The 20978-nt window shown below is 62.0% G+C and carries 19 protein-coding genes; 11 read left to right on the top strand and 8 right to left on the bottom strand.

The window, feature by feature from the left end; all coding sequences use genetic code 11:
- Window positions 1-57: 57 nt before the first annotated feature.
- Both yedA and M2400_RS11550 read left to right on the top strand, forming a co-directional pair.
- Window positions 58-954, top strand: a complete 897-nt coding sequence (gene yedA, locus M2400_RS11555; RefSeq protein WP_177043329.1) for a drug/metabolite exporter YedA — start codon at window positions 58-60, stop codon at window positions 952-954.
- A 48-nt stretch (window positions 955-1002) separates the two neighbouring features.
- The gene (locus M2400_RS11550; RefSeq protein ID WP_259196775.1) at window positions 1003-2334 is read left to right on the top strand and encodes a DEAD/DEAH box helicase; all 1332 of its coding nucleotides are present in this window, start codon (window positions 1003-1005) and stop codon (window positions 2332-2334) included.
- Between the two features lie 104 nt (window positions 2335-2438).
- Here M2400_RS11550 and M2400_RS11545 read toward each other — a convergent pair whose 3' ends face one another.
- Both M2400_RS11545 and M2400_RS11540 read right to left on the bottom strand, forming a co-directional pair.
- Window positions 2439-3674 (bottom strand): TIGR03862 family flavoprotein, encoded by a 1236-nt coding sequence (locus M2400_RS11545; RefSeq protein ID WP_259196776.1) that lies wholly within the window; start codon window positions 3672-3674, stop codon window positions 2439-2441.
- Between the two features lie 172 nt (window positions 3675-3846).
- Entirely contained in the window at window positions 3847-4767 is a 921-nt protein-coding gene (locus M2400_RS11540; RefSeq protein WP_177113510.1) for a histone deacetylase, read from the bottom strand.
- 76 nt (window positions 4768-4843) lie between these two features.
- Between M2400_RS11540 and M2400_RS11535 the strand changes: the two genes are divergently transcribed.
- From M2400_RS11535 to M2400_RS11525, 3 genes are read left to right on the top strand one after another with little or no spacing between them, the layout of a single operon-like run.
- Complete coding sequence (locus tag M2400_RS11535) at window positions 4844-5413, top strand: GNAT family N-acetyltransferase (RefSeq protein ID WP_177043333.1); 570 nt, start codon at window positions 4844-4846, stop codon at window positions 5411-5413.
- A gap of 41 nt (window positions 5414-5454) precedes the next feature.
- Window positions 5455-6324 carry an acyl-CoA thioesterase II gene (gene tesB / locus M2400_RS11530; protein WP_010174840.1) on the top strand — a complete coding sequence of 290 codons (870 nt, stop codon included), beginning with the start codon at window positions 5455-5457 and terminating at the stop codon, window positions 6322-6324.
- Window positions 6321-6908 carry an HAD family hydrolase gene (locus tag M2400_RS11525; protein ID WP_259196777.1) on the top strand — a complete coding sequence of 196 codons (588 nt, stop codon included), beginning with the start codon at window positions 6321-6323 and terminating at the stop codon, window positions 6906-6908. The genes tesB and M2400_RS11525 overlap by 4 nt, the downstream gene beginning before the upstream one ends.
- Window positions 6909-7071: 163 nt before the next feature.
- On the opposite strand, the gene M2400_RS11520 is transcribed toward M2400_RS11525, so the two are convergent.
- The 3 genes from M2400_RS11520 to M2400_RS11510 form a co-directional block, all read right to left on the bottom strand.
- Entirely contained in the window at window positions 7072-8049 is a 978-nt protein-coding gene (locus M2400_RS11520; protein ID WP_177120512.1) for an alpha/beta hydrolase, read from the bottom strand.
- On the bottom strand, window positions 8050-8940 hold the full coding sequence (locus M2400_RS11515; protein WP_003215526.1) for a neutral zinc metallopeptidase: 891 nt from the start codon (window positions 8938-8940) through the stop codon (window positions 8050-8052).
- A gap of 115 nt (window positions 8941-9055) precedes the next feature.
- Entirely contained in the window at window positions 9056-9472 is a 417-nt protein-coding gene (locus M2400_RS11510) for a hypothetical protein (protein ID WP_259196780.1), read from the bottom strand.
- 186 nt (window positions 9473-9658) lie between these two features.
- On the opposite strand from M2400_RS11510, the gene M2400_RS11505 reads away from it, so the two are divergent.
- Window positions 9659-10537, top strand: a complete 879-nt coding sequence (locus M2400_RS11505) for a DMT family transporter (protein WP_003215531.1) — start codon at window positions 9659-9661, stop codon at window positions 10535-10537.
- Between the two features lie 5 nt (window positions 10538-10542).
- Here the strand turns inward: M2400_RS11505 and M2400_RS11500 are convergent, their stop codons facing one another.
- Window positions 10543-11877 (bottom strand): MFS transporter, encoded by a 1335-nt coding sequence (locus tag M2400_RS11500; protein WP_177043337.1) that lies wholly within the window; start codon window positions 11875-11877, stop codon window positions 10543-10545.
- Between the two features lie 255 nt (window positions 11878-12132).
- Here M2400_RS11500 and quiC point away from each other — a divergent pair, with 255 nt between their 5' ends.
- Together quiC and M2400_RS11490 are read left to right on the top strand one after the other, a co-directional pair.
- Window positions 12133-14031, top strand: a complete 1899-nt coding sequence (quiC, locus tag M2400_RS11495; RefSeq protein WP_259196789.1) for a 3-dehydroshikimate dehydratase QuiC — start codon at window positions 12133-12135, stop codon at window positions 14029-14031.
- Window positions 14032-14102: 71 nt separating this feature from the next.
- Complete coding sequence (locus M2400_RS11490; protein WP_177043339.1) at window positions 14103-14768, top strand: TetR/AcrR family transcriptional regulator; 666 nt, start codon at window positions 14103-14105, stop codon at window positions 14766-14768.
- A 141-nt stretch (window positions 14769-14909) separates the two neighbouring features.
- Here M2400_RS11490 and M2400_RS11485 read toward each other — a convergent pair whose 3' ends face one another.
- Entirely contained in the window at window positions 14910-15761 is an 852-nt protein-coding gene (locus M2400_RS11485; protein WP_259196791.1) for a shikimate dehydrogenase, read from the bottom strand.
- Window positions 15762-15766: 5 nt separating this feature from the next.
- A complete protein-coding gene (aroQ, locus tag M2400_RS11480) occupies window positions 15767-16207 on the bottom strand; it encodes a type II 3-dehydroquinate dehydratase (RefSeq protein WP_177043341.1) in 441 nt (146 codons plus the stop codon).
- 205 nt (window positions 16208-16412) lie between these two features.
- On the opposite strand from aroQ, the gene M2400_RS11475 reads away from it, so the two are divergent.
- The 3 genes from M2400_RS11475 (at window position 16413) to M2400_RS11465 (ending at window position 20871) form a co-directional block, all read left to right on the top strand.
- Entirely contained in the window at window positions 16413-16934 is a 522-nt protein-coding gene (locus M2400_RS11475) for an RNA polymerase sigma factor (RefSeq protein WP_177043342.1), read from the top strand.
- 63 nt (window positions 16935-16997) lie between these two features.
- Window positions 16998-17987 (top strand): FecR family protein, encoded by a 990-nt coding sequence (locus tag M2400_RS11470; RefSeq protein WP_177077997.1) that lies wholly within the window; start codon window positions 16998-17000, stop codon window positions 17985-17987.
- Between the two features lie 133 nt (window positions 17988-18120).
- Window positions 18121-20871: a TonB-dependent receptor gene (locus M2400_RS11465; RefSeq protein ID WP_259196796.1), complete on the top strand. Its 2751-nt coding sequence runs from the start codon at window positions 18121-18123 to the stop codon at window positions 20869-20871.
- The last annotated feature ends 107 nt before the right edge of the window (window positions 20872-20978 follow it).

The following is a 20978-nucleotide window of genomic DNA, read 5'->3' as shown; positions in this document are numbered from 1 at the left end:
GTTTACAGTCGAGGATTTCTAAAATAACGCTCCCTTGTCCTGCCGCAGAGCTGCCCAATGCCTGGCCCACGTCGCTTTCCCTTACCGTTGATCGCTGCCTTTTTTGCGTTGTACGTGATCTGGGGGTCTACCTACCTGGTGATTCGCATTGGCGTGGAGTATTGGCCGCCGCTGTTGCTGGCGGGGATTCGCTTCATGACGGCCGGCGCGTTGATGTATGCCTTCCTGCGCTGGCGCGGGGCCCCGGCGCCAAGCTGGGTGCAGTGGAAGGCCGCCGCCAAGATCGGCATTTTGCTGCTGACCTTCGGCAACGGCGCGGTCAGTGTGGCGGAGCATACGGGCGTGGCTTCCGGGGTTGCCGCGTTGGCGGTGGCGACCGTGCCGTTGTTCACCTTGCTCTGCGGTTATTTCTGGGGCGCGCGTAACACCCGTCTGGAATGGGCCGGGGTGGTGCTGGGGATTATCGGCATCGCCATGCTCAATATGGGTTCCAACCTGCAATCGAGCCCCACCGGTGCGGCCTTGCTGATTTTTGCCGCAGCGGCCTGGGCCTTTGGTTCGGTATGGAGCAAGCATTTGCCACTGCCCCAAGGCGCCATGGCCAGCGCGGCGGAGATGCTGATTGCCGGCGCGGTGCTGCTGGTGCTCAGTGCCGTCAGCGGTGAACACCTGCAAGCCATGCCGCCGCTGGAAGGCTGGCTGGCCCTGGCGTACTTGACCGTGTTCGGTTCGATCATCGCCTTCAACGCCTATATGTACCTGCTCAAGCACGTGCGCCCGGCGGCGGCCACCAGTTATGCCTATGTCAACCCGGCGGTGGCGGTGTTGCTCGGGATTGTGTTTGTCGGCGAGACCATCGGCACGGAAGAAGCCCTGGCGATGTTGGTGATTATCAGCGCGGTGCTGCTGATCAGCCTGCCACAGTGGCGAAAGCCGAAACCGGAAATAAGGTAAACTGCCGCGCATTGCGACCTTGCGCTGAACTTTTCCTACGGTATTTCCATGACTTTCGCCACACTTGGCCTGATCGAACCCTTGCTGCGCGCCCTTGAGACGCTTGGCTACCAGACCCCGACGCCGGTGCAGGCGCAAGCCATTCCGGCGGTGCTGGCCGGTCGCGACCTGATGGCCGCAGCCCAGACCGGCACCGGCAAGACCGCCGGTTTCGCCGTGCCGCTGCTGCAACTACTGACCATGGAAGGGCCGAAAGTCGCCGCCAACTCGGTGCGCGCGCTGATCCTGTGCCCAACCCGCGAGCTGGCCGAGCAGGTTCACGCCAGCGTCGCCGAGTACGCTCAAAACCTGCCGTTGACCACTTATGCCGTGTACGGCGGCGTGAGCATCAACCCGCAGATGATGAAGCTGCGCAAAGGCGTCGATGTGTTGGTGGCCACGCCTGGCCGCCTGATCGACCTGTTCCGCCAGAACGCGCTGAAACTCAACCAGCTGCAAACCCTGGTGCTGGACGAAGCCGACCGCATGCTCGACCTGGGCTTCTCCGAAGAACTGGCGAACATCTACCGCATGCTGCCGAAAAAGCGCCAGACCCTGCTGTTCTCCGCGACCTTCTCCGACGAGATCCGCCAGTTGGCCGGGCAGATGCTGATTGACCCGCTGACCGTCGAAGTCAGCCCGCGCAACGTCGCCGCCAACACCGTGGAGCAATGGGTGGTGCCGGTGGACAAGAAGCGCAAGGCCGAGTTGTTTGTGCACCTGATGCGCAAGGGCCGCTGGAAGCAGGTGCTGGTGTTCGCCAAGACCCGTAACGGCGTGGACGCGCTGGTGGAAAAACTCCAGGGCCTGGGCATCAATGCCGACGGGATCCACGGCGACAAGCCACAAGCCACACGCCAGCGGGCGCTGGATCGCTTCAAGAGCAGCGACGTGCAGATCCTGGTAGCCACCGACGTGGCGGCCCGTGGCCTGGATATCGAAGACTTGCCGCTGGTGGTCAACTTTGACCTGCCTATCGTGGCCGAGGATTACATCCACCGCATCGGCCGTACCGGGCGTGCGGGCAACACCGGCGAGGCGATCTCCCTGGTGTGTGCCGACGAAGTGAACATGCTGTCGGCCATCGAGATGCTGACCCGTCAGACGTTGACCCGCAAGATGGAGCAGGACTTCGAGCCTGAGCATCGCGTGCCGGATACTGATGCCAGTGGGCAGGTGGTGAAAAAGCCGAAAAAGCCGAAGAAACCCAAGGCGTCCGGTGGCGGCAAGCGCAACCTGGGCAAGTGGGTGGAAAGTGGTGAAGTGTCGGTAGCGGAGCCGTCGATCAAGCCGGTGCGCAAGGTGCCTGCGTTTAATACGGGTCCGCGTAAGAAGAAGTAACTTGCGTTGACTGGCCGGGCCTCATCGCGGGCAAGCCCGGCTCCCACATTTGAATGTGTTCACAAGTCAAAATGTGGGAGCTGGCTTGCCTGCGATGGCGTAATTCAAGGCGCCGCCAACCACTCCAGAATTCCGCGCCCGGCCACTCGCCCGCTGGCAAAACACCCCGTCAGCAAATACCCGCCGGTAGGTGCCTCCCAATCCAGCATCTCGCCTGCGCAAAACACCCCCGGCAATTGCTTGAGCATCAAGCGTTCATCCAACACCTCAAACGGCACACCGCCCGCCGTACTGATGGCTTCATCCATCGGCCGGGTTTTCACCAGCGTCAGCGGCAGCGCCTTGATATCCACCGCCAACTGCGCCGGATCACTGAAGTGCTCAGCCGGTGATAGCTCCCTCAGCAGCGCCGCCTTCACCCCATCCAACCCCAACTGACTGTGCAAATGCTTGCTCATCGAGCGTGACCCGCGTGGCTTGCTCAGCGCCGCAATCACCTTGTCCAGCGGCTTGCTTGGCAGCAGGTCGATATGCACTGTGGCCGAACCATCCCGGTTGATCGCCTCACGAATCGGCGCCGACAACGCGTAGATCAAGCTGCCTTCGATCCCCGTTGCGGTGATCACACATTCACCCAGCCGAGGTTTATCGTCCGCCAACCCGATGGCGACGTTCTTCAACGGCGCCCCGGCGAATTTGCTGACCATCAATTCGCTCCAGGCCGACACTTCGAAGCCACAGTTGCTCGGTTGCAGGGCCACGTAAGGCACGCCTTGGTCTTCCAGCAATTTCAGCCACGCCCCATCCGAACCCAACCGCGACCAGCTGCCGCCGCCCAACGCCAACAGCACGGCATCACCGCGCACATTTTTGTCGCCCTCGGGGCTGTGGATAAGCAGGCTGCCGTCGGCATTCCAGCCCAGCCAGCGATGGCGGGTGTGGATAACTACGCCCTGGTCCCGCAGGCGTTTGAGCCAGGCCCGCAGCAGCGGGGCGGCTTTCATGTCGGTCGGAAACACCCGCCCGGAACTGCCGATAAAGGTTTCTATCCCCAGCCCGTGTATCCATTCGCACAACGCTTCGGAACCGAACTGACGCAGCAACGGCGCCATAAACGGTGCCCGCTCGGCGTAGCGCGACAGGAACGCCGGGTAAGCTTCGGAATGGGTGATGTTCATGCCGCCCACGCCCGCCAGCAGGAACTTGCGGCCCACCGACGGCATGCCGTCGTACAGGTCGACGCGCACGCCGGCCTGGCTCAACACTTCGGCGGCCATCAACCCGGCCGGGCCGCCGCCGATGATGATGACGTGTTGAGGTGGGGTTTGAGTCTGGGACATGGGGATAACTGCGGTTCGGCAAAGGAGGCCGAGCATTCTACCCGAGGATGCCGTTGCTGCCTGATCAAAAAACGTACAGCTTCCTACAGGCCACGCGGCTTATGGCTTACAGTGGCTTTCACTCAGGTTATCCACAGGCAGTTCCACAGCGATTGTGGGTAACGTGCATAACTCAATGACAACCTGATGACGTCCAGACCCGTTGCGCACTGTGGTGCAAGATCCCGTGGCGACGGGCGAGGGCCGGGCGGTCCTTGCTGTAGCCGCCGCCGATCACGCCCACCACCGGAATATCGCGGCCCAGGCAGTGGCGCATCACGCTTTCATCGCGGGCGGCGACGCCTTCGTCTGTCAGCTTCAGGTAGCCGAGGGCGTCGTCCTTGTGCACATCCACGCCGGCGTCGTACAGCACCAGGTCGGGTTGATACAGCGGCAGCAGGTAGTTGAGGGCATCGTCCACCACCTTGAGGTAATCCGCGTCGCCCATGCCCATGGGCAGCGGGATGTCCCAGTCGCTTTCGGCCTTGCGGGCGGGGAAGTTCTTTTCGCAGTGCAGGGACACGGTGATCGCGTCCGGCGTGTCGTGCAGGATGCGCGCGGTCCCGTCGCCCTGATGCACGTCGCAGTCGAAGATCAGCACGCGGTTGACCCGCCCGCTGGCCAGCAGGTAATGGCTGATCACCGCCAGGTCATTGAAGATGCAGAAGCCGGCCGGGTAATCGTAGTGGGCGTGATGGGTGCCGCCGGCCAGGTGGCAGGCCAGGCCGTGTTCCAGCGCCTGTTCGGCCGCCAGCAACGAGCCGCCTACCGCGCGCACGGTGCGCCGGGCCAGGGCTTCGCTCCACGGCAGGCCCAGGCGCCGTTGGTCTTCGCGGGACAACTCGCCGCTCATGTAGCGTTCGATATACCCAGGTTCATGGGCCAGGGCCAGAATCTCGGCTGGGCAGAGTTCCGGGCGCAGCAACTGGCTGTCCCGGGTCAGGCCGCTCTCCACCAAATGGTCACGCAACAGGCGGAATTTATCCATGGGGAAGCGGTGGTCCGCCGGGAACTCGGGGCTGTAGTCGTCGTGGTAGATCAGTGGCAAAGGCATGGCGATTTCTGACGGGAACCAGCGACGGATCTTAACAGCGCGTTACACTCACGCACATGGCAAGGGAGGGGGATCAATGGAGCCGATACTGGAATTGGAGAGCGCACGCCTGGTGCTGCGCCAATGGAGCGATGCCGACTTGCCGGAGTTTGCGCGCATGTGCGCCGACCCGCAGGTGATGCGGTATTTCCCGGCCACCTTGAGTCGCCTGGAAAGCGCCGCGCTGATCGGGCGCATTCGTGGCCATTTCGCCGAGTACGGTTTTGGCCTGTGGGCCTTGCAGCGCAAGGACAGCGGCGAATTCATCGGCCTCACCGGGCTGTTGAATGTGAACTTCGAGGCCCCGTTCACCCCAGCGGTGGAAATCGGCTGGCGCCTGGCCAAGGAACACTGGGGCCTGGGCTACGCCAGTGAAGCCGCCTGGACGGCCCTGCGTTGCGGTTTCGACCGGCTGAAGCTGGATGAGATCGTTTCGTTTACCACTGAAGCCAATCTGCCATCACAAAAAGTCATGCAAGCCATCGGTATGCATTACGATCCCCTGGCAGATTTTGAGCACCCCAAGGTCGCAGCGGATGACCCGGTGCGTCATCATGTGTTGTATCGCATCACCCGCGCCCAATGGTTGGACACGCTGCACGGATAAGCAGCCCGGAATGCCCAATAGATTGTTGTAGGAGATGCTCTATGAGCCAAGTGTTGGAAGATCTGGTGGACCTGCTGACCCTGGAGCCGATCGAGGAAAACCTCTTTCGCGGCCGCAGCCAGGACCTGGGTTTTCGCCAGCTGTTCGGCGGCCAGGTATTGGGCCAGTCGCTGTCGGCGGCCAGCCAGACCGTTGAAGAAACCCGCCACGTGCATTCACTGCACGGTTACTTCCTGCGCCCCGGCGATGCGGCGTTGCCGGTGGTGTATTCGGTGGACCGGGTGCGCGATGGCGGCAGTTTCAGCACGCGCCGGGTGACGGCGATCCAGAAGGGCAATCCGATTTTCACCTGCAGCGCTTCGTTCCAGTACGACGAAGAAGGCTTCGAGCACCAGACCACCATGCCTGTGGTGGTCGGCCCGGAAAACCTGCCGTCGGAGCTGGAACTGACCCAGCAGCGTGCGCACCTTATCCCTGAGCACATGCGCGAAAAGCTGCTGTGCCCCAAGCCGATCGAAGTACGCCCGGTCACCGAGAAAGACCCGTACAACCCGCAGCCGTCCGACCCGGTCAAGTACGTGTGGTTTCGCGCCGATGGCGCCCTGGCCGACTCGCCGGCGCTGCATAAATACCTGCTGGCCTACGCCTCGGACTTCGGCTTGCTGACCACCTCGCTGCTGCCCCATGGCAAGACGGTGTGGCAGAAAGACATGCAGGTCGCCAGCCTCGACCACGCGCTGTGGTTCCACGCCGACCTGCGTGCCGATGACTGGTTGCTCTACGCCATGGACAGCCCGTGGGCCGGCAACTCCCGTGGGTTCTCCCGGGGCAGCGTGTACAACCGCGCCGGGCAACTGGTGGCGTCGGTGACTCAGGAAGGCCTGATTCGTCATCGCAAGGACTGGGCATGAGCCTGGGCGATGTGAAGCACTGGGTGTTCGACATGGACGGCACCCTGACGGTGGCCGTGCATGACTTTGCGGCGATTCGCGTGGCGCTGGATATTCCGGCGACCGACGACATTCTGACCCACCTGGCGGCGTTGCCTGCCGATGAAGCCGCGGCCAAGCACGCGTGGCTGCTGGAGCACGAGCGTGAGTTGGCGCTGGGTTCGGTGGCGGCTGTCGGTGCGGTGGAGTTGGTGCGGGAATTGGCCGGGCGGGGTTATCGCCTGGGCATCCTGACGCGCAATGCGCGGGAGCTGGCCCATGTGACGTTGCAGGCGATTGGTTTGGCGGAATGCTTTGCGGTCGAGGATGTGTTGGGGCGTGATGATGCGCCGCCAAAGCCTGATCCGGGTGGGCTGCTGAAGCTGGCTGAGGCTTGGGACGTGGCGCCGCAAGCGATGGTGATGGTCGGTGATTACCGGTTTGATCTGGATTGCGGGCGGGCGGCGGGCACGAAGACGGTGCTGGTCAATCTGCCGGAAAACCCGTGGCCGGAGCTGGCGGACTGGCATGCCGAGGATTGCGCGGTGTTGCGCCGGATGATTTAGCACCGGCAATGAAGATCAACTGTGGGAGCCGGCTTGTGTGGGAGCCGGGCTTGCCCGCGATGCAGGCACCTCGGTCTTTCAGCTAGACCGAGGTGATGCTATCGCAGGCAAGCCAGCTCCCACACAAGCCAGCTCCCACCTGTTGATCCGGTTTCTTCAGGGGTTATTGAAACAACACCTTCTGCCCTTCAGGCGACGTAAACATCTTGTCCCCGTTATGCCCAACCCCTGGCACTTCAACCAGCTTGTGGCCCAACTGCGGGTGCCGCTGCTTGAGGTAGTCAAAATAGTTGTGCCCGCGAATCAGGCGATAGGCACCCTGGGTTTCAGCCCCGCAGCTCTTGTCCAGCGCCGGGTGGTTCGGGTCGGTGTCCTGCTGGCCCAGCAGGTAAGTCACATTGCGCGACACATACGCCTGCTCAAGCTGCTCGGCACTTTGCCCCTTAGCGTAGGCCGGCAGGTTTTGCATGCCGTACTTCCAGTCGTTGAAACCCGGGCAACTGGCCGTATCGAACTTCACCGGACGCTGCGGGCTGAAGTAGGCGTAGGACGACGGGTTCGCCACCACATAGCGCAAGCTGATGCCTTCGGTTTGCAGCAGCGGGTGATCATGCCCGGTCAGGGCAAAACGCTGCACCACCTGGCCGCCGCCGGAATGGCCGGCCACCACGATTTCCTTCAGGTTCGGGAACAGCTTGCGGTTGCCCAGGTGCTTGATGATCTGGTCCAGCGCGCCGTAGGAGCTGATCTGGCCCGGGCCGGTGGACGGCTCGCCGGCCATCCAGTCGTTGCTGTTCCAGCGCAGGGTCTGGCTGTCGATCTGGTTGCGCTTGAGGTCGGTCTGGTTGAGGAACTGCGGCGCAATCACCAGGGTGTTGGCATTTTGTCCGGCGGCTTCGGCGGCTTTTTCGCCGCTGTCCAGGTAGGTCATCGCGTTGCGCAAACGGCCATGCACGATGATCAGCGCTCGGGTGACTTGCGGCAGTGGCTGGCGCCAGTCCTGGCTCAAGCCGACGCTCAGGTCGCCGGCATCCAGGTGGAAACGATCGGGGCTGACTTCCTTGACGCCATGCTCGGCGGCCCAGGTGGGGGTGGAACAGGTGATCAACAAACCTAACAGCAGACCCAGTCGTTTATTCATTTAAAGGCTCTTGGCGGTAAAGGTGTCGCATTGAGTGATCTGGCCCTGGGCGAAGCCGGTCTTGAACCAGCGAACCCGCTGTGCCGAGGTGCCGTGGGTAAACGAGTCAGGCACCACGCGGCCCTGGCCCTGTTGCTGCAAGCGGTCATCGCCAATGGCGTTGGCCGCGTTCAGTGCTTCTTCAATGTCGCCGGGCTCCAGCCAGTTCAGGCGTTTTTGCGCGCGGTTGGCCCATACCCCGGCGAAGCAGTCGGCTTGCAGCTCCTGGCGCACCAGCAGGCCGCCGTCGCCCTGCATCTGCCGGCCTTGCTGGCGGGCTGCCTGAATTTTCGCCGAGATGCCCAGCAGCGTCTGAACGTGGTGTCCGACTTCATGCGCGATCACGTAGGCCTGGGCGAAATCACCGGCGGCCTTGAAGCGCTGGGACATTTCCCGGAAGAAATCCAGGTCCAGGTACACCTGCTGGTCGGCCGGGCAATAGAACGGCCCGCTGGCGGACGTGGCGCCACCGCACGCGGAGTTCACCCGGCCACGGAACAGAATCAATTTGGGGTTCTTGTAGGTCAGGCCGTTTTCCTGGAACACCTGGGCCCAGGTGTCTTCGGTGTCACCGAGCACGGCGCGCACGAAGTCGGCCTGTTCATCATTGGCCGGTGGTGCCTGGCGGGTTTGCGGGCTGACGGAGGGCGCTTGCTCGGTAAGCTGGCCGCTGAGTTGCCCGAGGATCTGCATCGGGTCCTGGCCGGTCAGCCAGCCGATGCCGACGATCAGCACGATGGCCGTCAGGCTCAGGCCCTTGCCGCCACCAAAGCGCATGCCACCGCCACCGCCGCCACTGTCATCGCGGGCGTCCACCACGTTGTCGCTGCGTCGGCCTTTTTTCCATAGCATGTGGCAATCCTCTTGTTGAACCTGCAGCTCAGTGTTGTTGGTGTGTAGGGTTGGCGCCAGTCCGGCTGTCTGACGATGCTAAACGCTGTGTCGTCCGGCCTGTATGAAGCTTGTGTCAGTCGCGGCAATAACCTTCGCCGGTGTCGACGATCAGGCAGTCCTTCTTGTCGGCCAGCCATTTGAGGCCCGTGGCTTCGCCGTCACCGGCGCTCAGGATCTGTGGGCCGTCCGGGCGTTCAAAGGTGATGCCGTCTTCAGACGCCTGGCCCTTGAAGGTGCCGGAATCATCGTCATCCAGGCCGTATTTCATGGTCAGCACATAGTGGCCGCGGCCGATGCTTTCGTCCTTGGCGATGGTCAGGTTGAGGCCTTCGACGCCAATCCACTTGCCGACCCATTTGTCGGTGGGCAGTACTTCCGGTACCAGCGTCGCTTGCACCGACGGCGGGGCAGGCGCTTTGGCCGTCTCGGCTTGTTTATCGCAGGCGCTGAGCAGCGCCAGGGTCGAAAGCATCAACAGGGTTTTTTTCATGGTGAGAAGGCCTTGGTTAAAAAACGCGCAATGGGCGGGTGGGCGTGGAGCGTTGGACTGGAAAACCGCAATTTAGTGCGCTGTTCGAACAGTGTTTGGTTATGCTCTTGAGCGAGGCGCGTCACACGTTCTAGATTATGCCGCGGTATGCGGCGGTCATTTCAGCCTGCCACACAAGAGAATGCAATGACCCTCAGCACCCCACTTTCCGGCGTCAACCACCCACTCAAAGGCATTTTGCTGATTGTGGTGGCGACCTTTCTGTTTTCCAGCCACGACGCGCTGTCCAAATACCTGGCCGGGTTTTACCCGATCGTGATGGTGGTGTGGGCCCGTTACCTGGTGCACACGCTGTTGATGGCCGGGATTTTCCTGCCGCAGTCAGGCTTGCGGGTGCTGCGCAGCAAGCGGCCGCTGCTGCAAGTGGCACGGGCCTTGTGCCTGCTGGGCACCAGCCTGTTTTTCACGGCGGCGCTGCACTTTATCCCGTTGGCCGAGGCCACGGCGGTCAACTTTCTTGCGCCGATCCTGGTCACCGCGTTGTCGGTGCCGCTGCTGGGCGAACACGTGACCCGCGGCCAATGGCTGGCGGTGATTTGCGGGTTTATCGGGGTGCTGATCATCGTGCATCCGGGCGGCGAACTGTTCACCCCGGCGGTGTTGCTGCCGCTGACGTCGGCGCTGTTCTTCTGCTTCTACCAACTGCTCACCCGCATTCTCAGCAAGTACGACACACCCACCACCAGCAACTTCTTCGCCGGGCTGTGCAACACCTTGGTGATGAGTGCACTGGTGCCGTTCTTCTGGCAGGTGCCGAGCCTGTGGCACGGGGTGTTGATGCTGGCGCTGGGCACCTGCGGGATGACCGCGCACTTGATGCTGACCCAGGCCTTCCGCTTCGCAGCGCCAGCACTGCTGGCGCCGTTCGGCTATTGCCAGATCGTGTTTGCGGGGTTGTTGGGCTGGCTGGTGTTCAACCACACCCCGGACCTGACCACGGTGGTTGGCATCGGGGTGATATGCCTGAGCGGGTTGGCCGCTGCCTGGCAGCAGCGGCGCAGGTAGGAAACTCAGGCCTCGACGGTCGGAATCTTGCGGGGGGCCATGAAGTACATCCAGATCAGCGCGATGAAGTACATCGCCGGAATCAGGGTGAACAGCACGGTGTAGTTGTTGTTGGTCACGGTCAGGATATGGCCGACGATCTGGGTCATGAACATCCCGCCGATGGCCGCGCACATGCCGCCAAAGCCAAACACGGTACTCATCATGTGCTTGGGCGTGTAGTCCATCACCAGGCTCCAGATGTTGGCGGTCCAGGCCTGGTGCGCGCCAATGGCCAGGGAGATGGCAAACACCGCGACCCACAGCTGGCTGGAACCGGCGGCCATGATCACACCGACGATGCAGCAGGCGAACAGCAGCATCGACAACAGCCGCGCCTTGATCGGATTCATCCCACGGCCGATCAGGAACGAAGACAGAATCCCGCCGCCAATGCTGCCGAAGTCCGCCGTCAGGTAAATGATGATCAGCGGGATGCCCATCTGGGTCACGTTGATGCCCAGGTTGTATTGCTGGTTCAGGAACGGTGGCAGCCAGTACAGGTAGAACCAGAACACCGGCGCGGTCATCGAGTAGGCGAGTGCGAAGGCCCAGGTGCCGCGCATGCGCAGGATTCGGCTGAATGGCACGCGGGGTTGTTCCGGTTCCACTTCCTGCTGCACGTAGTCCAGTTCCGATTGCTTCACGCTCGGATGGTCTTCGGGGTTGTAGTACTTCAAACCCCAGAACACCAGCCAGATGGCGCCCAGTGCCGACATGCACAGGAACGCGGCCTGCCAGCCCCACACATGGAGGATCAGCGGCAGCAGCATCGGCGTCATCATTGCGCCGACGTTGGTGCCGGCGTTGAAGATCCCGGTGGCCACCGCACGCTCGCCGGCCGGGAACCACAGGCGGGTGGTCTTGACGCAGGCCGGGTAGTTGGCGGCTTCGGTGAGCCCGAGGATAAACCGGCACACCATAAAGCCCACCGCCGAGGTGGCCAGGCCGTGGGCGCCGGTGGCCAGGCTCCACAGCAGCACCGCGCAGAAGAACACGCGCTTGACGCCGACCCGGTCGATCAACCGGCCCTGCAGCACAAAGCCGATGGCGTAACCCACCTGGAACCAGAAGTTGATGTTGGCGTAGTCCATCGCCGTCCAGCTCATTTCCTTGGCCAGGATCGGCTGCATCACGCCGAGGGCGGCGCGGTCGATGTAGTTCAGAGTAGTGGCGAAAAACACCAGGGCCAGCATGCCCCAGCGGGTTTTACCGACAGCCATGGCGCCACGGATTTTGTCGCCGATGCCGCTATGGGGATTGCTGTGGCGCACGGCCGCAGCGGGAGTTTGCGAAGGCATGAGGAAGTACCCGTTTTTTTGAAATTTTTATGGTGTGTTCAGGGTCTTGGTTAACCGAGGCCGCTCAACAGAAGCGGGACTCAATGTGCTGTCGATGGTGCGCAGTGGCTAAAAAATCGTCAATTCGCTGATTGCCATTCTGTTCGATAATCGCCCATAAAACTAACCGGTTCGTACATTTCAATTGCTGTGAACAGTTTAGCGGCCAATAATTTGCCGTAAACAAGACCTGCCTCATATGCCGGGAGTCGCCCCATGCAACGCTCCATCGCCACCGTTTCCTTGAGCGGAACCCTGCCGGAAAAACTCGAAGCCATCGCGGCGGCCGGGTTTGACGGCGTGGAAATCTTCGAAAACGACCTGCTGTATTACGACGGCAGCCCGCGTGAAGTCAGGCAAATGTGCGCCGACCTCGGCATTGCCATCACCTTGTTCCAGCCGTTCCGGGATTTTGAAGGCTGCCGCCGCGACCGCCTGCCCCGCAACCTGGAACGGGCCGAGCGCAAGTTCGATTTGATGCAGGAACTGGGCACCGACCTGGTGTTGGTGTGCAGTAATGCGTCAGCCGATTCCGTCGGCGATGAAAGCATTCTGCTGGATGACCTGAGCCTGCTGGCCGAACACGCTGGCCGCCGTGGCCTGCGCATCGGCTATGAAGCGTTGGCCTGGGGGCGACACGTGAACACCTGGCAACAGGTGTGGAACCTGGTGCGCAAGATCGATCACCCCAGCCTCGGCGTGCTGCTCGACAGCTTCCACACGCTGTCCCTCAAGGGCGACCCGAGTGCCATCGCCGAGATCCCTGGCGACAAGATTTTCTTCGTGCAGATGGCCGACGCGCCGATCCTGGCGATGGATGTACTGGAGTGGAGCCGGCATTTTCGCTGCTTCCCCGGCCAGGGCGAATTCGACCTGGCGGGCTTCCTCGCCCCGATCATCAAGAGCGGCTACAGCGGCCCGTTGTCCCTGGAAATCTTCAACGACGGCTTCCGCGCCGCGCCCACCCGGGCCAACGCCGCTGACGGCCTGCGCTCGCTGCTGTACCTCGAAGAGAAGACCCGCCAGCGCCTGCAGCAAGAGGCAACCCCGGTCCCGGAAATCCTGTTTGAAACCCCGCCCGCCAGTGAATACGACGGCATCGAATTCCTGGAATTCGCCGTGGATGAAAACCTCGGCGCCAAGCTCACCTCGTGGTTGGAACGCCTGGGCTTCGTCAAGGCCGGGCAGCATCGCTCCAAGAGTGTCAGCCTGCTGCGCCAGGGCGATATCAACCTGATCCTCAACTGCGAACCCTATTCCTTCGCCCATAACTTCTTCGAGGCCCACGGCCCGTCGTTGTGCGCCACGGCGATCCGCGTGAAGGACAGCGCCAAGGCCCTGGAGCGGGCGGTGGCCTACAAGGGCCAGCCGTATCGCGGGCTGGTCGGCCCCAACGAGCTGGAGCTGGCAGCGGTGCGTGCACCGGATGGCAGCCTGATTTACCTGGTGGACCAGAACGAAGGCGGCCTCTACGACACCGATTTCAACCTGCAACCGGCGAGCGCTGCCAGCGGTGGCCTGCTGCGCATCGACCACATGGCCATGGCGTTGCCCGCCGACAGCCTCGACAGTTGGGTGCTGTTCTACAAGAGCCTGCTGGATTTCGAAGCCGACGACGAAGTGGTGCTGCCCGACCCGTACGGCCTGGTGAAAAGCCGCGCGCTGCGCAGTCGCTGCAGCTCGATCCGCCTGCCGCTGAATATCTCCGAGAACCGCAACACTGCGATTTCCCACGCGCTGTCGAGCTATCGCGGCTCGGGTGTGCACCACATTGCCTTCGACTGCGCGGACATTTTCGCCGAGGTCAGCCGGGCCAAGGACGCCGGGGTGCCGCTGCTGGATATCCCGCTGAACTACTACGACGACCTGGCGGCGCGGTTTGATTTCGATGACGAGTTCCTCAGCCAGCTCGCGTACTACAACGTGCTGTACGACCGCGACGCCCAGGGCGGTGAGCTGTTTCACGTGTACACCGAACCGTTTGAAGGCCGGTTTTTCTTCGAGATCATCCAGCGCAAGAACGGTTATGCCGGTTACGGCGCGGCCAACGTGGCGGTGCGCCTGGCGGCTATGGCCAAGTCCCGCAGCGGTGCGGCGCGCCAGGCCAGGTTGTAAGGTGCCGGCGCTTCCTTCGGCGTGCGGCGCGGCCCATAATCACCGCCTGCACCTAAGGCCGTGAGCGCACCATGACCCTGACTTCCGAGCTTCCCGCCGTGGCCACCGCGCCACGCAAGGGGCGCAAGAACAACCCGGAAAAGACCCGCGAGAATATCCTCCAGGAGGCCATCGTCGAGTTTGTCACCCAGGGCCTTTCCGGCGCCCGGGTGGACGCGATCGCGGAGCGTATCCAGACCTCCAAACGCATGATCTATTACTACTTCGGCAGCAAGGAGCAGCTCTACGTCGAGGTGCTGGAGAAGCTCTACGGCGACATTCGCAACACCGAGACCCGGATGAACCTGACGGCCCTGGAGCCCCGGGAAGCGATCCGCCGGCTGGTGGAATTCACCTTTGATCACCACGATCAGAACGTGGATTTTGTGCGGATTGTGAGCATCGAGAACATCCACAACGCCGAGTATGTAAAACAGTCGACGTCGATCAAGGCGATGAACAGCAACATCCTCGAAGCCCTCGGCACCACGTTGCGCCGGGGCGCGGAGCTGGGGTTGTTCCGTGAAGGGCTGGAGCCGCTGGACGTGCACCTGCTGATCAACTCGTTCAGCTTTTACCGGGTGTCCAACCGCCACACCTTCAGCGAGATCTTTCAGATCGAGTTGTCGGATGAGGCGGTCAAGCAGCGGCATCGGGCGATGATCTGCGAGTCGGTGTTGCGCTATTTGCAGGCTTGAGGTCAACACCGAACAAATGTGGGAGCCGGCTTGTGTGGGAGCCGGGCTTGCCCGCGATAGGATCAACTCGGTTTGTCTGAAGTACCGAGGTGCTTGCATCGCAGGCAAGCCAGCTCCCACATTTTGATCCGGTTCCTGCAGCTAGTGGTTCATGCTCTGGAAGTGCGCAAGCATGCGCTCTGCATCCGCCACTTCCCCACTGAACAACTCAAACGCCTTCACGGCCTGAAACACCGCCATGTTGCCGCCATCCAGCGTGCGGCAACCCAGGGCGCGGGCGTTGCGTAGCAGTTCGGTTTCCAGCGGGAAATACACAATCTCCGCCACCCACAAGCCAGCGTGCAGGGTGTGCAGCGGCACCGGCATGCCCGGTAGCTTGGCCATGCCCATGGGCGTGGTGTTTACCAAGCCGTCGGCCTCGGCCATGGCGCTTTCCAGGTCATTGCCGGCCTGGGCCCGGCCTGTACCGAAATGCTGGTTGAGGTTGTCCGCCAGGCTGCGGGCGCGCTCCACGTCCACGTCGAAAATGCTCAAGCGTTCCACGCCTTCGCCCAGCAGCGCATGGGCCACTGCCGCCCCGGCACCGCCTGCGCCCATCTGCACCACATGCCTGCGCGCCACGTCACTCAAGCCACGACGAAAGCCTTCGGCAAAACCCAGGCAGTCGGTGTTGTGGCCGATGCGCTCACCGTTGCGAAACACCACGGTGTTCACCGCGCCGATGCCTCGCGCTTCGGGCGACAGGTCATCCAGCAACGGCAGGATCGCCTGCTTGCACGGGTAGGTGATGTTCAAACCGGTGAAATTCATCTGCTCGGCAGCCATCAACAAGTCGGGCAGGGCGCGGGTGTCCACTTGCAACTGGTCAAGGTCGATCAGGCGATACAGGTAACGCAAGCCCTGGGCATCGCCTTCATGCTCATGCAGGGCCGGCGTGCGGGAGGCCTGGATGCCGGCGCCGATCAGGCCGGCGAGGATTCGAGGTTTGGACACCGGGTTCATCCCTTCAAGGTCTTGCTGAAATGTTCGAGGGCCAGGTGATAGCCATGGCTGCCAAAACCGGCGAGCACCGCCTTGGCGATCGGTGACACAAAGGAGTGATGACGGAACGCTTCCCGGGCATGCACGTTGGACAAATGCACCTCGATCACCGGGACTTCACTGGCCACCAGCGCGTCACGAATCGCCACTGAAGTGTGGGTCCATGCCGCCGGGTTGATCACGATGCCGGCGCAACGGGCGCGGGCGCCGTGGATCCAGTCCAGCAATTCGCCTTCGTGGTTGGTCTGGCGGAATTCGACTTTCAATCCCAGCTGTTCGGCGCTGCGGCCACACAGGGCGGAGAGGTCGGCCAGGGTTTCGTGGCCATAAGTGGCCGGCTCGCGGGTGCCGAGCAGGTTGAGATTGGGGCCGTTGAGCACCAGCACGATAGGGGGCATGGGAGATTCTCCGCTGTTGTTTTTATGTCTGCGGATAAAATGTACTGAATGGTTAATTTGGTCAATCGTCGGGGTGGGAACCGTTCGATTATCGAACGCAGAATAAAACCCGGTGTTGTGCAGATCAGAGTTGATATCAATTGAAAATCATTCTCGACAACGCTTAAGATGCCCGCCTGTTTCCTTTACATTCCAGGGAGTCGGTTTGTCGGACGTGGATCTCAAAGGCCTGTTTCTCAAGCATGCCGATACCCTGCGCGGGTATCTGGCCCGCAAGGTACGGGACCCGCAGTTGGCCGCAGACCTGGTGCAGGAGAGTTTCCTGCGCCTGGCGCAAAAGCCGGCCGGCGAGCGCATCGACAACTCCCAGGGCTATCTCTATCGCACGGCCGGCAATCTGCTGATCGACCATATTCGCCAGGAAGCGCGGCGCAAGACTGATTCCGTGCCCCATGAGGCGCTGGCCGAGATTGAAGACGAAATGGCCGGGTTGGAGGCTCAGGCAATGGCGCAGCAACAGCGGCAGGCATTGAAGCAGGCACTGGCGGAATTGCCGGAGCGTACCCGGCAGATTTTCCGCCTCAACCGCATCGAGGGCATGACCCATGCCCAGGTCGCGCGGCACCTGGATATTTCCGACAGCTCGGTGCAAAAGCATCTGGCCAAGGCGCTGGCGTATGTCATGCAGCGTTTGCAGGAAAGCGAGACGGGGCCGTCCGACGAATGAATTACCGACAAACCTGGGGTCAGACGTCACAGCGTTATATAACGAAAAATTCGAGATTCACACGTGAATAGCCCTGGTTCCCAACAGCACAGCATTACCGAGGCGGCTGCCGATTGGGCGGTGCGCCTGCACGCCGGCGACCTGACCGATCAGGAGCAAGCCGAACTGCGCCAATGGATCGCCAGGGACAGCCGCCATGAAGCGGCGCTGCGCTTTGCCGAGCAGACGTGGGCGGCGCTGGGCGAGGTGCATCGCGATGAGGCGGTGCATCGCCAGCGTCCCGCCTCGGCCGCTGCGCCGGTGCGTGGTGCCCGTCGTCGCAAGCCGTGGCGCATGGCGGCGAGCGTCGCGCTGTTGCTGGTGGTGGCCGGTGTCGGCTGGGTGCGCGGGCCTGAGGCGTTGTTGCAGATGCAGGCCGATTACGTCACCCACAAGGGCGAAGTGCGCACCGTGCAGTTGGCGGACGGCAGCAGCGTGCAGCTGGATTCCGCCAGTGCAATCAAGCTGGAGTTTGACGGCGTGCAACGGCGCATCAGCCTGATCAAGGGCTCGGCAATCTTTGATGTGGCACCGATGGCCGGCGAGGAAAAGCGGCCATTCGTGGTGCAGAGCGCCAGCGGGCAAACCCGCGCCCTGGGCACGCGGTTTGTGGTCGAGCGCGAGGATGACCGGCAGGCCTGGGTCGGCGTGCTGCAGCACAGTGTGGCGGTCACACTGCAGGCAGTGCCGCAGAAACAGACCGTGCTCAAGGAAGGCCAGGCCGCGCGCTACAGTCCTGAAAACGGTGTGGTGGCCCTCGACGATCTCGACCTGGAGCGCGCCACCAGTTGGCGTCGCGGTGTGCTGATCTTCGACCGCTTGCCACTGGCCAAGGTCATCGAGCAGCTCAACCGTTACCGGCCTGGCAAGGTGGTGCTGACCAATGCCGACCTGGGCAGCCGCGAAGTCAGCGGCGTGTTCCGTCTCGATATGCTCGACACCGCCCTCGGCACCCTGACCGAAGAATTGCAGGTGCAGCGCCTGGATTTGGCGGGGCTGAGCCTGATCTATTGATGGGGTCGCCGGGCCCCGTTTACGCCCTTCGAAAAAACTTTCAAAAAACCTTACTGAGTTCCAACGCCTGACACGTCCTGTTAAGTGAGAAGTATTCGCATAAACAAGCATGGTCAGCGAAGGGATAACGTAGATGTCTGCAATCACCAAGGGGCGCAACACCAGTAGCCGGTTGGCCCTTGCCATTCACCTGGGGCTGTTCGCCTCTGCCTGCCAGGTGCAGGCCGCCGAGGCGCCAGCCGGTGAGTCACAGCCCGTCACGCTGACCTTCGATATTGCGGCGCAACCCTTGGGGCGTGCCGTACTGACCTTCGCCGACCAGGCCGGGCTGCAGGTGCTGTTCGACAGCGTGCGCCTGCAAGGCCTCACCAGTACCGCGCTCAAGGGCCGTTACAGCGCCCAGGAAGGCCTCGGCCGATTGGTGGGCAGTGCGCCGGTGGAATATCGCTTTACCGGGGATCGGCAAGTGACGCTGACTCGCGTCAGCGCCGACCATGACAGTGCGCTGACCGTGGGCACCACCACCATTACCGGCAACACCAACGGCAAGCCCAGCGACTGGGTGTACGACACGCCGCGCTCGGTGGCCGTGATCAGTCGCGAGCAGATCGACAAGCGCCCGCCGCGCCACGCCGCCGACATGCTGGAAGAAACCGCCGGCGTTTACACCGCCGTCAACCAGCGTGACCCGGGCCTGTCGGTGAACATCCGCGGCGTGCAGGACTACGGCCGGGTCAACATGAACATCGACGGCATGCGCCAGAACTTCAACGTCAACGGCCACCAGCAGCGCAACGGCACGATGTTGATCGACCCGGAATTCATTTCCAGCATCGAAATCGACAAGGGCAGCCAGTCCGGGCAAGGCGGGGCAGCAGTATTGGGCGGGATTGCATCGTTCAAGACCCTGGAGGCCAGTGAGTTTCTGGCCGATGGCAAGGACTATGGCGGGCGTCTGCGTGCCGGTAGCGGGATTGGTGAACTGGGTAACGGCACCTATTTCAACGGCAGCGGAGTGTTCGCGTTTGGCGACGAGCGTGGCGACGTGCTGCTGGGGTACAGCGAACGGCATTTTGGCGACTACCGCGCCGGTACCCACAACGACCAGAAGCTGGGTACTCATTTGCGTGCGCGTGACTCCCAGCCTGCGGCCTTTGACGATTGGTTGAACAGTGAGGTCGGTGACACCGGCAGCGTGACCCGTTCTCAAATCGTCAAGTTCGGGCTGAACCTGCCCAATGACCAGCGGGTGCAACTGAGCTATCTGGAAAGTGACAGCGACAGTAATGACGCCTGGGCCTATACCGCCCCGGATAACCAGAGCGTCTACTACCAGCGCGTCAGCAAGAACAACCTCAATGCCAAGAATATCGCGCTGGATTATCGCTACACGCCGGATAACCCGCTGATCGATTTCAAGGCCAAGGTCTACTACGTCACCACACAGATGGACCGGGACAATGCGCCCAACGCCGCGTCGCTGACCTCCGGCAACTATGTGGCGGGCTACACGGATCATTTTCAGACCGATACCTGGGGCGTACAGGGCGACAACACTTCGCGGTTCGACTTCGATGCGTTGGGCCACCTGAGTTGGAACTACGGCGTGGAGGTGTATCAAGACAAGTTCAAGCCCGATACCAACAAAGTCGAGGCCACCAACCTTTCCGGCCTGTTGCCTTACGTTGAAGGCGGGACGCCCGGTGGCAAACGCACCATCGCCAGCCTGTTCAACAACCTGCAGTACGAATATGGCGACTGGCTGACGCTGGATGCGGGCTTGCGCTACGACCGCTATCGGCTGGAAGGCGTCACCGGGATGACGTTGTACCGGCGCGATCGTTTCTACAACAGCACGGTAGGCGCCAAGCGTGTCGAGGAGGTTTTCGACATTGATCGAGAGGAGGGCCAGTTCTCTCCCACGTTCGGTATCGGCATAAAGCCGGGCTTGGACTGGCTGCAACTCTACGCCCGCTGGGGCAAGGGCTGGCGCCCGCCGGCGGTGACGGAAACCTTCATGACCGGGCGGCCTCACGGCGGCAACTCATCTGAGCGGGTATTTCCCAACCCTTTCCTGAAACCCGAAGAGTCGCGGGACTGGGAAATGGGCGTGAACATCCTCAAAGAGGGACTGCTGTTCGGTGACGACCGGCTGGGCATGAAGGTGGCTTACTTTGATACCCGGATCGAGAACTTCTCGTTCCTCAATCACAGCGTCAGTTTGCCGGAGACCTCCGTCGGCGGTTTTCTCGGCACGATGGCGTACGTCAATAACACCAACCCGACGCGCTTTCGCGGGGTGGAGTACCAACTCAACTACGACATGGGGCGGGCGTACGCCAATCTCAGTTACACCCACATGATCGGCAGTAACGAGTTCTGCTCGAAGAACTATTACCTGGGCGGGGCGAAGAAGAGCGGGCCGTCCACCACGCGCTATGAACGCTACACCCGGCCAAACGGCACGATCGGCCTGCGCCCGGTGACCACCTATGAAGTGCTGGACGACGATGCTGCCAACAACAAGGAAAGCTGTGGCCGGATCATGGGCAACGCCACCTATATGCCGGCGGATCGCGGCTCGCTGACCCTGGGCGCGCGCTTCCTGGAAAAGCGACTCGATATGGGCGTACGGGTGCGTTACAGCTCGGGCAATGGCGAAAACCTCGACTCACAAGGTTATGACTTCATCGACCAGGCGCTATGGCCCCAATACACCCTCTATGACCTGTACGCCAGTTACTGGATGACCGACCAATTGAACATCGCCCTGGCGCTGGAAAACGCCACCGACGAGGCCTACTTCGTCGCCATGGGGGATGCCAACAACCTGAGCCTGGCGCGCGGGCGAACGTTGAGCGGGATGCTCGAATACAAGTTTTGATCAAGGTGCACGGCACTTTATCAACCAACGGTTTTGCCCAAGGGTGGGCAAAAAGTGCGCTGTATGAGCGTGCTGATCAATCGTGTTGTTTATAACGAGGTTAAGTG

Origin of the sequence: Pseudomonas sp. BIGb0558 (genome assembly GCF_024807515.1) — a bacterium.
Taxonomy (GTDB): Bacteria; Pseudomonadota; Gammaproteobacteria; order Pseudomonadales; family Pseudomonadaceae; genus Aquipseudomonas; species Aquipseudomonas yamanorum_A.
Note: the sequence above shows the minus strand (reverse complement) of the source record. Positions and strands in the feature narration are given on the sequence as shown.

Coding starts and splice junctions, on each gene's coding strand:
- M2400_RS11550 (WP_259196775.1), top strand. CDS start 1,003: ATGACTTTCGCCACACTTGGCCTGATCGAACCCTTGCTGCGCGCCCTT.
- M2400_RS11490 (WP_177043339.1), top strand. CDS start 14,103: ATGACCCTGACTTCCGAGCTTCCCGCCGTGGCCACCGCGCCACGCAAG.
- M2400_RS11465 (WP_259196796.1), top strand. CDS start 18,121: ATGTCTGCAATCACCAAGGGGCGCAACACCAGTAGCCGGTTGGCCCTT.
- yedA (WP_177043329.1), top strand. CDS start 58: ATGCCTGGCCCACGTCGCTTTCCCTTACCGTTGATCGCTGCCTTTTTT.
- aroQ (WP_177043341.1), bottom strand. CDS start 16,207: ATGCCCCCTATCGTGCTGGTGCTCAACGGCCCCAATCTCAACCTGCTC.
- M2400_RS11540 (WP_177113510.1), bottom strand. CDS start 4,767: ATGCCTTTGCCACTGATCTACCACGACGACTACAGCCCCGAGTTCCCG.
- M2400_RS11505 (WP_003215531.1), top strand. CDS start 9,659: ATGACCCTCAGCACCCCACTTTCCGGCGTCAACCACCCACTCAAAGGC.
- M2400_RS11510 (WP_259196780.1), bottom strand. CDS start 9,472: ATGAAAAAAACCCTGTTGATGCTTTCGACCCTGGCGCTGCTCAGCGCC.
- M2400_RS11535 (WP_177043333.1), top strand. CDS start 4,844: ATGGAGCCGATACTGGAATTGGAGAGCGCACGCCTGGTGCTGCGCCAA.
- M2400_RS11545 (WP_259196776.1), bottom strand. CDS start 3,674: ATGTCCCAGACTCAAACCCCACCTCAACACGTCATCATCATCGGCGGC.
- quiC (WP_259196789.1), top strand. CDS start 12,133: ATGCAACGCTCCATCGCCACCGTTTCCTTGAGCGGAACCCTGCCGGAA.
- M2400_RS11520 (WP_177120512.1), bottom strand. CDS start 8,049: ATGAATAAACGACTGGGTCTGCTGTTAGGTTTGTTGATCACCTGTTCC.
- M2400_RS11515 (WP_003215526.1), bottom strand. CDS start 8,940: ATGCTATGGAAAAAAGGCCGACGCAGCGACAACGTGGTGGACGCCCGC.
- M2400_RS11500 (WP_177043337.1), bottom strand. CDS start 11,877: ATGCCTTCGCAAACTCCCGCTGCGGCCGTGCGCCACAGCAATCCCCAT.
- tesB (WP_010174840.1), top strand. CDS start 5,455: ATGAGCCAAGTGTTGGAAGATCTGGTGGACCTGCTGACCCTGGAGCCG.
- M2400_RS11525 (WP_259196777.1), top strand. CDS start 6,321: ATGAGCCTGGGCGATGTGAAGCACTGGGTGTTCGACATGGACGGCACC.